Origin of the sequence: Azotosporobacter soli (assembly GCF_030542965.1) — a bacterium.
GTDB classification, from domain to species: domain Bacteria; phylum Bacillota; class Negativicutes; order SG130; family SG130; genus Azotosporobacter; species Azotosporobacter soli.
Genome location: NZ_JAUAOA010000001.1, coordinates 181,813 through 193,750 on the forward strand (window position 1 = coordinate 181,813; position 11,938 = coordinate 193,750).

Genomic DNA, 11,938 nt, shown 5'->3' on the forward strand with positions numbered 1-11,938 from the left:
ATATCGAATGTACTGGCTATATTATATACTCAGCGGCCGCATAATCAAATATTTATCCGAAAGGCTGGCGATGTTTATGCATATAAAGAACATTCATACCCTGTTTGAAGAACTGGTTCCGGATGAAAAAACAGACGTTCAACTGCGGACAATCATTGACGGAGAGACGGCTTTTATTCTTGCCGAATTAAAACCCGGCAAATGTTTACGCGCGCACTATCATCATAGCGGTTCTGAAATATACCACGTGCTAGAGGGCAGCGGCGAGATGGAATTTGGAAGATGGGACGGAGCAACCGTAACTTGGACGGAACGCTGTTCCTTGAAAGCGGGCGATGCGTTCGCAGTATTGCCGGATGTTGTTCACCGCTTATCCAACACGCACGACGAGCGGTTACGCCTTGTCTTTTTGGCGCCGCCTGCGCATTTGTCGGATGAAGATCGATTTTTCGTTTAATAAGGAGGGACAACAATATGCTCGAGTTTGCTTTTAAGAAGATGGATGCATTTACGACAGGCTTATCCTCCGGAAATCCGGCAGGTTACGTAGATCTGGACACTGCCCCTCTGCCCAGCGCAGAAGTCATGCAAAAGATCGCTGCGGAACTGAAGGGTTTCGTTAATGAAGTCGGCTATGTCAGCCGCCAGAAAGAACAGTTAACCCTGCGCTTTTACTCGTCGGAGTGCGAGGTCGCCTTTTGTGGCCATGCCACAATCGCAATCATGTACGATCTGCTGAAAAACAGCCCTGAGCTGCAAAGCGAAAGCGAAGTGTTCATTACGGTTCAGGCGGGAACGCTTTCTGTGTTTAACCGGATACAGGAAGAGAACGCAGTTTACATCATGGCTCCGCCGCCAGCGTTCTTAGAAAGGCAGCTTTCCCCTTCCGCAATCGCTGAAGCGCTTGGCGTCGGGCAAGACTCTCTTGATGCGCAAATGTCCTGCCAGGTTGTCGACGGCGGTCTGCGAACGCTGATCGTTCCGCTTCGCACGCTGGAAGATTGCCTCGCGCTGCAGCCCAATCAGGAACGGCTCCGTTTGTTCTGTTTAGCCAATGATTTTGACATCGTTCACGTTTCCAGCCGCGAAACCGTCTCCAGTGCGCACCAGTATCGCACGCGCGTTTTCGCGCCGAAATACGGTTATCTCGAAGACCCGGCAACCGGTTCGGGCAATTCCGCCTTTTGCTACTATCTGATAAAGAACGGCGTATGGCAAAACGACTTTTCCGTAGAGCAGGGCCCGTCCCGAAACAATCCGAACATCGTCAAGTTGAAACGCTATGCAAAAGACGGCGAAGCGCGCGTATTATTCGGCGGCTGCGCCACCACCCGCATTGACGGAAAATATTGTTTGCATGCTTTTGGCTAAGCGTGCTGCCGTTTTTCATAGCTTTGTATAAGCGATCACCTTTTGTTAATTTCAACGCCAAAAAGCTTCCCTTGTGCGATCCGCAAAGGAAGCTTTTTGTGCCTTAGGCTCTTAGCTAAATTTGAAAACAATTCAGCGAGCCGCGCAAGCCCATTTCCAATCTGACTGGCCGAAGCAATCTCTTGCACCTCTAGGGGTCTACCATTAGAAAAATAGAGGAAGACCCCTGGACTTTTTCGATACCGCTTCTTGCCGCCCTGCTCAAAAAGCAAGACGCCAAAGTCTTCTTCCAGCGTTCTGATCTGCGTCGTCACGGTCGGCTGACTGAATTTCAGTTATTCCGCCGCCTGCGTGATATTTTCTATCTTCAACACCATCAGAAACGTTTCCAATAAACGCAGCTCCATATTCGCAACACATCCTACAATTTTACTTGCTCTCATTGCAAGACATCCTTGCGCGCCTGACAAATTTACAGCAACGGTTTTTCTCATTAAGCATACCCGTTCACGTCGCAAAGAGGAAGTTTAAATTCGTAAAACGGTCAATGTCTTTTTCAAATGAGCGTTGCCAAAAGAAAAGAGAATGGTCTTCGCATTTTGCAAGACCGTTCTCTTTTCAGCGTTATTCACTCAATAGCCGACCCAGCGAACAATATAAATTGCGATTGGTATGGTGATGGCAAAAATGCCGATAAGATCGAGAATAAAGCCCGCTTTGATCATTTGTGTGATGGGGATGAAGCCGCTGGCGTAAACGATCGCATTCGGCGGCGTCGATACCGGAAGCATGAAACCCAGCGAAGACGCAAGAGCGATTGCAACGGCGACAGGCACCGGATTTAACCCCGCCGCCAAAGCAACGGTGATGCCCAACGGACCGACCATATTCGTCGCTGCAGTATGTGACGTCAACTCAGACATGCACAACGAAAACAGTGCAAAAACCGTCACCAACGCCAATTGCGACTGTGCGCCGGTCGAATCGACAATGATCGCGCCGATCCATTTCGAAAGTCCGGTCGTATACATCATACTGCCTAACGACAGTCCGCCGCCGAAAAGCACCAACGTTCCCCAATCGATGCCCTTGACCGCTTCGGGCCAGGTCAAGGTGAACTGCCGTTCTTTCCAGTCCGTAGGCAGCAAGAAGAGCAGCAAACCCGCGAGCATTGCAACCACCGCTTCCGAGAGGTACTTGTTATACGCCGTTAGGATGGAATGATCCGAACCAAGAAACATCGCAAGAAAACCCGGCAGCACCCAAAGCGTTACCGCCACCGCGAATGCGATCACGGCGTTGATCTCACCCCTGCGCCAAGCGCCCAGTCGCGCGCGCTGTTCTCGAATCAACTCTTCCGCGCCTTCTATATGATCGACTTCAGAAGGAAACATTCGCTTAATGACGAGGAAGAGAATCACAAAGTAAGCCGCCATGGCCGCTGCGCCCCAGATCATCCATTCAAAAAAAGGCACTTTTACCGCGCCAAGCTGTTCCAAAAGTCCGATCATGATAAGATTGGGCGGCGTTCCTACCGGCGTCAATACGCCGCCTACCGAAGACGCATAGCCTGCCATCAGCATCAGTCCCGTAGCGTATTTATATTTGTGCAGATCCAATTCACCCTGTCCTGACGCGGCGTGCATATCCTTAATCGCCAAAAGCAGCCCCATCGCAATCGGCATCATCATAGCCGCGGTCGCAGTGTTGCTTACCCAGCCGGAGCAAAGCGCCGTCACCAAGCCCAGCGCCAACATAATGCGCGTCGGGCTCGACCCCACCCATTTCATCGAAAGAATGGCATATGCAAAGCGCTTATCCAGTCCATGGCTCATCATCGCTGTCGCCAGCATAAAGCTGCCCATGAACAGAAAAATCAGGGGGTTGGCAAACGGTGCAAAAGCCTGGTTCGGCGTGACGATGCCAAACAGCGTCGCCAACACCGGACCTAAAAGAGCGCTTACCGGAATCGGCACCGGTTCGGTAATCCACCAGACGGCAACAAAGGCAATCACAGCCAGCAGCCCATGCGCGGTCGCCGCCAGCCCTTCAAACGGCAGCCAATAAACGCTCAGCGCCAATGCCGGACCAAGGATAAAGCCCACGTTTTTACGCCGCCGATCAAACGCGGCCTCCGCCCGCTCAATTTTCATGTCCGTCGCATACTCCTCTTCCAGACGGTTCGCCATAATAACGCCTCCCACAGCAGACCGACGGCAATCGCTTCTCCTTCGGCCGCTTACAATATCGGATTGCATCGTTCTCTCTTTTTAAATCAAACTAATAAAAACATCCATTACGCCGCCGCAGACCATGCCCTCACTTGCGGCGACATCATTGAGCATCTCGATCCGATGCAAAAAGGGTTGGTTACTGTCAAGCGCCATCAGCGCCTGCCTTTTGATATCGGCTTCGGCGCAGCCGCCGCCGATGCTGCCGAGGCTTCTTCCGTCAGGCCAGATCAGCATTTTGCTGCCAGCTTTGCGCGGCGTTGAGCCCAATGTTTTAACGATGGTAATGAGCGCCGCCCGTTCTCCGGCCGCCTTGGCTTTACAGATCGCTTCCAGCATCGTCCTGTCCATATCAGCATCCCTCCTGCAAACTGAGCGAAGCAAGCGAAGCGGCGTTGAAAACGCCCACGACCTGCGCCGCAATGCTCAGTGCGATTTCCGTCGGCGTCGCCGCGCCGATATCGATGCCGATCGGCGCATGCAGCTTGCGAATCGCTTCCGCCGAAAATCCTTCTTCTCTGATCAGTTCGATGATCCCGACGGTGCGTCGTTTGCTTCCGATCATGCCGATGTAGCCGGAATCCTGCGCAAGCGTCGCCTTCAAACAGTCGAGGTCATAGCGATGCCCGCGCGTGACGATGATCACGGCCGTATTCTTATCGATCGCAAGATCGCCTTTCAAGACGCGCGTGAAGGATTCGCAGATGACCTTTTTCGCCCAGGGGAATCTCGCCGCGTTGGCAAACTCGGGGCGATCATCCACCACGGTTACGGCAAAATCCATCCGCGAGAGAAACTCCACCAGCGGCAGGCTGATATGTCCTCCGCCAAAAACGAGCGCCCGTCGGCTGCTGCTATATTCTTCCCGGAAAAACTGACATGCGCTGTTTTGCTCCAGCTGAAAAACCTCCGGTTTATCTGAGCTGACGCGACGTGTATATTCAATCACCTGGGCGGTGACCGTCGCATCAATCAATACGCCATCCACAGTACCATCGGGATAAAGGACGAGCGTTTGCCCCATTTGTTCGGCAAACTCGTTTGGACAGCCAATCAAAGTAATGACCTGTACAGGTATTCCCTCTTTAGCGGCAGCAAGCATCTTAGCATAGTCCGTCAAATCTTCTTCCCCCAGTCGCGCTCATTTTTCGCTGCGTTTTAACGCCCAGCGGCTTCGTAAAGACGTTCCCCATGCGGCAAAAAAACTCCTGCCGGATTCATTTTAAAAGAGTCCTTCGCCGTACTGTGCGAAGGACGCTTTTAACTGTCGACAGAACAAAATCAAGTAGGATGTTTTTACACGAAGAATCGAAGAAGGGAAGCGGGTCGATCGTATCGGCCCGCTTCCCTTCTTCGTGTTATCGTTTCCTTTTATCTTTCGGTTCCTGCCCGTTCTTGCAGGCTTTTTTCCAAGTGACTTTAGATTTGGAAACGGTTCAGCGAACTGCGCAAGCCCATCGCCAGTTTAGCCAAAATCTGACTGGCCGAAGCGATTTCCTGCATCGAGGCGGACTGCTCCTCACTCGCCGCCGATACCGTCTGCGCTTCGCCTGACGTATCCTTGCTCAGCCGGTCGATCTGGCTGACGGAATCGACAATGGTTTTGCTGTTTTGCTCGACATGCGCGATCGCGTCCGAGATCGCCTGCGTCTGCGTGGTAACAAGTTTCACCATGCCGCCGATTTCGTGGAAGGCCTTGCCGGATGCATTCACGACATCGGTGCCGCGGTTCACTTCTTGATTGCCGCGATTCATTGCAAGGATCGCCTTTTCCGTATCCTGCTGAATCTCGCCGATCATCCGCGTGATCTGCTCGGCCGCCTGCTGCGACTGTTCAGCCAGCTTGCGCACCTCTTCCGCGACGACCGCGAAACCGCGTCCGTGTTCACCGGCCCGCGCCGCTTCGATCGCGGCGTTCAGCGCCAGCAGGTTCGTCTGGCTGGAGATGCCCGCGATCGCATCGACGATCTGTCCGATCTCTTTCGAACGTTCACCGAGCGTACCGATGACTTCGGCCGATTCGCGGATCGTCTTTTCCGCGAGCGACATTTGGTTCATCGCCTGATCCGCGAGTTCGATGCCTTCGCTGGCCTTCTTGTTCGCATCGGCCGACTTATGGTTCGCTTCCGATGCGCCGCTGACAACCTGCGTAATATTGAGCGACATTTCTTCGACCGAGGATCGCGCGCCGTCAACCGCGCCGAGTTGTTCGGCAGCGCCGCGCGCCACTTCGGTGATCGAATGGGCCACCTGATTGATCGCCTGCGCCGATTGATCCGCACTCGCGGTCATCTCCTCGGCAGAAGCCGCCAACTGTTCGGCTGACTGATGAATTTCCGTCATCAGACGGCGAAGCTCTGAACGCATTTCCGCCAGGGAATCGCCCACATCGCCGAACTCGTCATGCCGTTTCACTTTGCGCGCTTTATCGCGAAAATCGCCGTCCGCCATCTCCTTGGCGAAGAGCACCATCGCAGCCAGCGGGCCCGTGATCATCCGCGTGACGTTCCAGCCGAAGAAGCAGAGCACCAGCAGCGAAGCGAGCACCGTCAGCGACATCATCTTGGCCGCGCTGCCCATCGCCTCGTGATTCTTTCGGTTCACTTCCGCCGCATCGTCTACCAGGACCTTCGATAATTCCTTGCATTTGAGCGCGGCGGCGTCGGCGAGCGGCGCCACCGAAACCGCGTAGATCGCATACGCTTCGGCATTCTTATTCTCCAAGGCCAGTTTGAGCACCGGCGCTCTTGCATCGCGGTATTTCGCAATGATTGCTTTCATCTCATTTAGTTCCTTGCGCGCCTTTTCCGAAAGATTCGCCTTCTCGATCGCAGTCATGTTCTCATTGAATGCTTTTGCCCGCTCCGTCATGTCTTTTTCCAGCGCCGCATTGCGTGCATCATCAGTCGTCAGCATCAGTTCCAGGATATCCGCCGATACGCGATTGATATGCGCGCGGTTCTCATTGGCCAGTTCCGTCGGGATCAGGTTTTCGCTGTACATTCCACTTAAGCTGCTGTCGGCCTGCTGCAAATAATGGTAGCCGGTATAGCCGATCAAAGACGTGAAGAAGACTGCCAGTACAATCAACAAACCGATTTTCTTTCCCACCTTGATATTGACCAAAAAATTCATGATGCTCTCCTTTCGCTTGCGCTCTTAGAATTTTCCGCTCAGCTCATCGATCCGCTTGCTCTATCGTACGACAGCTTCGTGCCGTCTTATTTGTTTTTCCAAATAATCCCTTTTGTATTTTCACCTTTTCTCTAACGCAAGAGCGAATTCCTGCTTCTTTTTCGCTCATTTTTCCCCAAATAAAAAAAATAAACGGACGCCATCTAAAAACGGCGTCCGCTCCTTCTTTTTTTCACTCCGCCTTGTTCAGCGCGGCGCAAATTCTTTTCAAGCCCTCTTCTAAAACAGCGCGCGGGCAGGCCAGATTGAGCCGGATAAAACCGTCTGAATTGGCGACAAACATATTTCCGCCTTCCAGCAAGACGCCAGCCTGATTGGCAAAGTAGAGCGGCATATTTTCTTCATCAGGCAGATATGCGCCGATATCCAGCCAGGCAAGATAGGTCGCTTCGGGAATACGAAAGACCGCTTTCGGCAAATGGCGCTCCAGATACTGCTTGAGAAACGCAAAGTTTCCGTCCAGATAAACCTTCAGCTGCTTCAGCCACGCTTCGCCGTGCTGGTAGGCCGCCTGCGCTGCCGCAATGCTGAGCGGATTTTCAAAGCTATAGTGACGTGCCCGCCAAATTTCCCTCAAATTTTCATTTGGGATGATGATGTTTGAAAACATCAAGCCCGCCATGTTAAACGTTTTGCTCGGCGCCATGCAGGTAATGATCCGGTCCGTTTCCGGAAAAACTTTGGCCAGCGGCGTATGCACCTGACCGTTACGTAGCAAGTCGCAATGGATTTCATCGGAGATGATCCACAGATTGTTGCTAAGGCAAATCTCGCCGAACCGTTTCAATTCCTCCGGCGTCCAGACCCGCCCACTGGGATTGTGCGGATTGCAGAAAATACACAACGACACTTTCTCGTCTTGCGCTTTTTCCTCCAGATCCGCGAAATCCATCGTGTAGTACCCCTGATCGTTCACTAAAGCGGAGCACACCAATTCAATCTTGTTATAGTCGGCGGCATGTTTGAAAAAAGCATAGGACGGTGTGACGATCAAAATCTTTTCGTCCGGTTTGCAGATATATTCGACCAACTCATACAGCGCAGGAATAATGCCCGGCGAAGTGACGAGCTGCTCTTTGGCGAAACTCCAGTCATACTGGCGTTTTGTCCAATTAACGAAAGCCTGGTAGTACTCCGGATCAAACACCTTCGTATAACCAAAAATCCGTTTGTCCAAACGTTCTTTGATCGCACTAATAATTTCCGGCGGCGAAGCAAACTCCATGTCTGCAACCCACATGCGAACAAACTTGTCATCATCATAAGGAAACTGCATACTGGCAGGCGCTTGAAAAATATATTCCCTAAACCCATCGGTATTCATCGCATTGGTGTTTTTGCGGTCGATCATTTCATCAAAATTATACTGCATTGTTTTCTCCCCTTTTCTTTAAAAATAAGAACTGACAACCTCATTATCCCATACGCATTCCTAGGAAACAAACAACGTCTTTTCTATTTTAAAGAAACTTTCACTCATATTTGTTTCTTTAAAATATGCAAATAAGGCCAATCATGCTATGATCATAATAAATCTTATCAATCGCATCCTCATTTATGCTTTTTTCGTATTTTCACGAACCTTTTTCATACCTGCTCTGTTTTACAAATCAAATCCGCTTGGAGGAATCCGCCCGTGAGCAAGATAACGCAAGAGGTTGGACAAAAGATTAAAAGTTTCCGCAAATCCAAAGGCCTGACAATACAACAACTGGCCGATGCCATTTCGAAAAGCAAGGCTACTTTATCCAAATACGAAAGCGGCGACATCACACTCGATTTAGTCACGCTTTACAACCTTGCCGCCGTTTTAAACATCCAGGTGGAGCAACTTCTTTATCTGGAACCTCGCAAACCTTCTATCCTGGCAAACAATACGCCATCCACTTTCTTCAAAAATTCTACGCGCTTTTATTCGTATTTTTATGACGGCCGGAGCAACAAGCTGGTGCGCTGCATAATCGATATTGTAGCGCAGCCCGACACCAACCGTTATAAAACCGTACTGTATATGAACATCAAAGATTGGAAACATTATCAGGAATGTGAAAATACCTATTGGGGTTACACGGAACACTACGATACGCTCACAACTATTCTTTTGAAAAATCAAGCCACTCCACTCGAAAACATTACCATTAACATTCTTGCTTCTTTCTTAGACTCCGAAAAAAAATGGGGTTTAATGTCCGGCGTTTCATTCCGCCCTTTTATGCCAATCGCCTTAAAAATGCTTTTCTCTAAGATTCCGTTAGAAGAAAACCTGGAATTGATCAATGAACTTAAAATTTCCAAAGACGATATCCGCACAATGAAGATTTATAATATGTTATCGGTTACGTAAAGCTCTTCCACAGATTCGCTTAAACGCTATATTGATCAAAAGCCGCCCCCTTCGACCGCTCGGACCGAATAGGACGGCTCACCCTATTACGATCTTGCTTCAAGCATAAACTGCACCAACTGTTCGACATCCTGGGGACTATTGCATTGCAATTTCAATTTAGGAATACTGCCGGACGGGTCCATCCAGGTCAAAAAATTCTGCGCCAGGAAATTGAAACGCAGGTCTTTTGCCTCGCCGTTGGGCATGCGCAGCATAACCGGTGCAACGCAATGATTGATCCGGTTAAAAAAGCACGAAGCATCCTTAATGTCGAAGAACGTCAGACAAGTCATCTCTTTTTTCATCTGAATCATCTCACTTTACACTTCGTTCGTTGTCATAATGATATCGCCGCCCATTCCTTGCAACAATAATAAAATCGCCATATACTATAATAAAAACGCCATCTTCGACAAGGAGCCGTGCGATGCTTATCCAAACATGTACGCTGACGTTAGCTTCCGACCGCCGCGAGTTGAAAGTGCGCGGCACGCCCATGTTCCCCTGCGGCGCTTATCTTTCGCAGATCGGTCATCATACGCCGGATCTACCCTGGCATTGGCATGAAGAACTCGAAGTACTCGTCGTATGCAGCGGTATTTTACGCATAAGTTTGCCCGGCATGACGTTCACCTTAGAGCAAGGCGACGGCGCTTTCATCAACTCCAACATATTGCATTCCGCGCAGCTTGCCGCTGCTTCCGACGCCGACTGCACTCTGGCCTCGCTGGTCTTTCATCCGAACCTGATCACAGGTGCGGCGGAAAGCATTTTTGAACAGCGCTATATCCGTCCTTTGCTCGACTGCCGCCTTTTGCCCGGCGTTCCCTTCTACAGCAAAACCGAGTGGCACGCCGAAGCCGTGCAATGCATTCGCGCCGCCTACGAAGCCTACGCCGCAGAAAGTTTCGGCTATGAATTTCTTGTCCGCGAAAACCTGTCCCGCCTTTCCTATCTGCTTGTCACAACGCTGCAATCCGTTTTACTGCAACAACGCAGTGAAAATCCCGACACGCTGCGCATCAAAAGCATGCTGGATTTTTTGCACCAGCACTATGCCGAGCCGCTGGAACTATCGCAAATTGCCGCGGCAGCCAGCATCAGCAGCCGCGAATGTCTGCGTTGTTTTAAAAAGAACATCGGCCTTGCGCCGATACAGTATCTGCTCAAACATCGAGTGTCGTTGGCCGCACGCCTTTTAACAGACACCGCCGCGCCGATCACCGAAATTTGCAGTCGAACCGGTTTTGACAGTCCCAGTTATTTCGCCAAAACTTTCAAGCGCTTTTTGGACATCACGCCGACAGCGTATCGAAAGCAGCAACAAAAAAACTAACATCACTCAAAAACAGCCAAGACAAAGTTATTTTACCCTGGATGTTTTTGAACGCCTATAAACAAAACAAGTGGGCCGTCTCAAAATAAGATTTCTCTTATTTTCGAGACAGCCCACTTGTTTGTTCACGCGAACGTTCAATCTTCGTCCGGCAGTTCGACCTCGTTCCCATCATCGTCGTAGCCGATATGCTGGCGCACGCGCGGTATCGCAAGCACCACTCCGGCCAAGAGGAGCGCGCCGATGCCGCAGATCAGCAGCACTGCATCGACGGATGCATAATCGGCGGCAGTGCCGACGAAAAGGTACGAGAGCGGCGCCATGCCTGCGGCAATCGTGCTCATCAGTCCGAAGAAGCGTCCTTTCAACTCCTGCGGCACGGTATGCTGAAAGAGCATGAAGGAAAATGACATCAGCGCGGCAAATGCCATGCCGATCACAAAGATCAGCGCGGTCATCAGATACTCGTCCTCCAGGCAGGCCAGCGCCGCCATCGCCAAACCGATTGCCGCCAGCCCGCTCGCGTAGAGCGGATAATAATTGCGATAACGCTGTCGGAAGCTCATCAGTACGGTCATCAGCACCGCACCGGCCGAAAGGGCGATTTCAAAAACCGCGACCCAGTTGACGCTTTCCGCCAGCACATAGCGAACCAGCATCGGAATCAAAATGAAGATCGGCACGATCAGAAACGTTTCCAGCGCATAGATCAGCGCATACCAGCGCAGCGCCTTGAAATCCCAGACATAGCGCAATCCTTTTTTCAATTCCTGCAGGTAGCCTTCTTCTTCCTCACCTTCTTCCGCTTCTTCCGGCGAGAGATCGCTTTTGATCAGCAGCAAGAAGAAGATGCCGATGACATAGAGCGCCAGATTGACGTATACGGCCGAAAGGATTCCCGCAGCGGCAATGATGCTCGTACTGAGCGCGGCTGCGATGATGTTGGAAAATTCGATCGTCGAAGCCTGTATCGTCGTCGCCCCGGAAAGATGTTCCTCATCGACGAGTTTGCCGACCGAAGCGCTCACCGCATCTTCAAACTGCGGCACAAAGCAGCTCATGCAAAAACTCAAGGCAACGAGATAAACGAATTCCAATTTGCCGACCGCCATCAGATATGCGATCAACGAGACGAAGAAGAGTTGCATAAAGACGCCCATCAACATGCAGACCTTCTTATTATAGCGGTCGATCAACGGTCCGACGAACGGGCTTAGGCAAAGAATCGGAATTGCTTCGACCGCCATCAGCACGCCGAGCCACTTTCCGTTTTCCCCGTCCTGCGAAATGATCCACCAGGCAAAGGTGATCGCAAAGAAACGTTCGGCCACCGCCACCAGGATATCGCCGATGAAGAAATTGCGAAAATCCGGGAAAAGCGCGAGCGGATGATCCTTCAATCTTGCAAGCAGCTTCATA

General features: G+C 51.2%; 12 protein-coding genes. 4 read left to right on the forward strand and 8 right to left on the reverse strand.

Features of this window, described 5'->3' with window-relative positions; translation table 11 throughout:
- Positions 1 to 70: 70 nt before the first annotated feature.
- A complete protein-coding gene (locus tag QTL79_RS00865; RefSeq protein WP_346353038.1) occupies positions 71 to 457 on the forward strand; it encodes a cupin domain-containing protein in 387 nt (128 codons plus the stop codon).
- A gap of 17 nt (positions 458 to 474) precedes the next feature.
- A complete protein-coding gene (locus QTL79_RS00870; RefSeq protein ID WP_346353039.1) occupies positions 475 to 1,371 on the forward strand; it encodes a PhzF family phenazine biosynthesis protein in 897 nt (298 codons plus the stop codon).
- 35 nt (positions 1,372 to 1,406) lie between these two features.
- Here QTL79_RS00870 and QTL79_RS00875 read toward each other — a convergent pair whose 3' ends face one another.
- The 6 genes from QTL79_RS00875 to QTL79_RS00900 form a co-directional block, all read right to left on the reverse strand.
- The gene (locus QTL79_RS00875) at positions 1,407 to 1,706 is read right to left on the reverse strand and encodes a hypothetical protein (protein WP_346353258.1); all 300 of its coding nucleotides are present in this window, start codon (positions 1,704 to 1,706) and stop codon (positions 1,407 to 1,409) included.
- A 297-nt stretch (positions 1,707 to 2,003) separates the two neighbouring features.
- Positions 2,004 to 3,560, reverse strand: coding sequence for an SLC13 family permease (locus tag QTL79_RS00880; protein WP_346353040.1), 1,557 nt, complete (start codon positions 3,558 to 3,560; stop codon positions 2,004 to 2,006).
- Between the two features lie 81 nt (positions 3,561 to 3,641).
- Positions 3,642 to 3,953, reverse strand: a complete 312-nt coding sequence (locus tag QTL79_RS00885) for an XdhC family protein (protein WP_346353041.1) — start codon at positions 3,951 to 3,953, stop codon at positions 3,642 to 3,644.
- 1 nt (position 3,954) lies between these two features.
- The gene (locus tag QTL79_RS00890) at positions 3,955 to 4,722 is read right to left on the reverse strand and encodes an XdhC family protein (protein ID WP_346353042.1); all 768 of its coding nucleotides are present in this window, start codon (positions 4,720 to 4,722) and stop codon (positions 3,955 to 3,957) included.
- Positions 4,723 to 5,021: 299 nt separating this feature from the next.
- The gene (locus QTL79_RS00895) at positions 5,022 to 6,737 is read right to left on the reverse strand and encodes a methyl-accepting chemotaxis protein (protein ID WP_346353043.1); all 1,716 of its coding nucleotides are present in this window, start codon (positions 6,735 to 6,737) and stop codon (positions 5,022 to 5,024) included.
- 232 nt (positions 6,738 to 6,969) lie between these two features.
- Positions 6,970 to 8,169 carry a MalY/PatB family protein gene (locus tag QTL79_RS00900; protein WP_346353044.1) on the reverse strand — a complete coding sequence of 400 codons (1,200 nt, stop codon included), beginning with the start codon at positions 8,167 to 8,169 and terminating at the stop codon, positions 6,970 to 6,972.
- Between the two features lie 264 nt (positions 8,170 to 8,433).
- Here QTL79_RS00900 and QTL79_RS00905 point away from each other — a divergent pair, with 264 nt between their 5' ends.
- A complete protein-coding gene (locus tag QTL79_RS00905; protein ID WP_346353045.1) occupies positions 8,434 to 9,141 on the forward strand; it encodes a helix-turn-helix domain-containing protein in 708 nt (235 codons plus the stop codon).
- An 86-nt stretch (positions 9,142 to 9,227) separates the two neighbouring features.
- Here the strand turns inward: QTL79_RS00905 and QTL79_RS00910 are convergent, their stop codons facing one another.
- A complete protein-coding gene (locus tag QTL79_RS00910; protein ID WP_346353046.1) occupies positions 9,228 to 9,488 on the reverse strand; it encodes a hypothetical protein in 261 nt (86 codons plus the stop codon).
- Between the two features lie 122 nt (positions 9,489 to 9,610).
- On the opposite strand from QTL79_RS00910, the gene QTL79_RS00915 reads away from it, so the two are divergent.
- Positions 9,611 to 10,519, forward strand: a complete 909-nt coding sequence (locus tag QTL79_RS00915) for an AraC family transcriptional regulator (protein ID WP_346353047.1) — start codon at positions 9,611 to 9,613, stop codon at positions 10,517 to 10,519.
- A gap of 137 nt (positions 10,520 to 10,656) precedes the next feature.
- On the opposite strand, the gene QTL79_RS00920 is transcribed toward QTL79_RS00915, so the two are convergent.
- Positions 10,657 to 11,937 carry an MFS transporter gene (locus QTL79_RS00920; protein WP_346353048.1) on the reverse strand — a complete coding sequence of 427 codons (1,281 nt, stop codon included), beginning with the start codon at positions 11,935 to 11,937 and terminating at the stop codon, positions 10,657 to 10,659.
- Position 11,938 lies beyond the last annotated feature (1 nt).

Bases quoted from the DNA above. Each gene is read 5' to 3' on its own strand.
- QTL79_RS00915 (WP_346353047.1), top strand. From the start codon at position 9,611: ATGCTTATCCAAACATGTACGCTGACGTTAGCTTCCGACCGCCGCGAG.
- QTL79_RS00885 (WP_346353041.1), bottom strand. From the start codon at position 3,953: ATGGACAGGACGATGCTGGAAGCGATCTGTAAAGCCAAGGCGGCCGGA.
- QTL79_RS00895 (WP_346353043.1), bottom strand. From the start codon at position 6,737: ATGAATTTTTTGGTCAATATCAAGGTGGGAAAGAAAATCGGTTTGTTG.
- QTL79_RS00910 (WP_346353046.1), bottom strand. From the start codon at position 9,488: ATGAAAAAAGAGATGACTTGTCTGACGTTCTTCGACATTAAGGATGCT.
- QTL79_RS00900 (WP_346353044.1), bottom strand. From the start codon at position 8,169: ATGCAGTATAATTTTGATGAAATGATCGACCGCAAAAACACCAATGCG.
- QTL79_RS00880 (WP_346353040.1), bottom strand. From the start codon at position 3,560: ATGGCGAACCGTCTGGAAGAGGAGTATGCGACGGACATGAAAATTGAG.
- QTL79_RS00865 (WP_346353038.1), top strand. From the start codon at position 71: ATGTTTATGCATATAAAGAACATTCATACCCTGTTTGAAGAACTGGTT.
- QTL79_RS00920 (WP_346353048.1), bottom strand. From the start codon at position 11,937: ATGAAGCTGCTTGCAAGATTGAAGGATCATCCGCTCGCGCTTTTCCCG.
- QTL79_RS00870 (WP_346353039.1), top strand. From the start codon at position 475: ATGCTCGAGTTTGCTTTTAAGAAGATGGATGCATTTACGACAGGCTTA.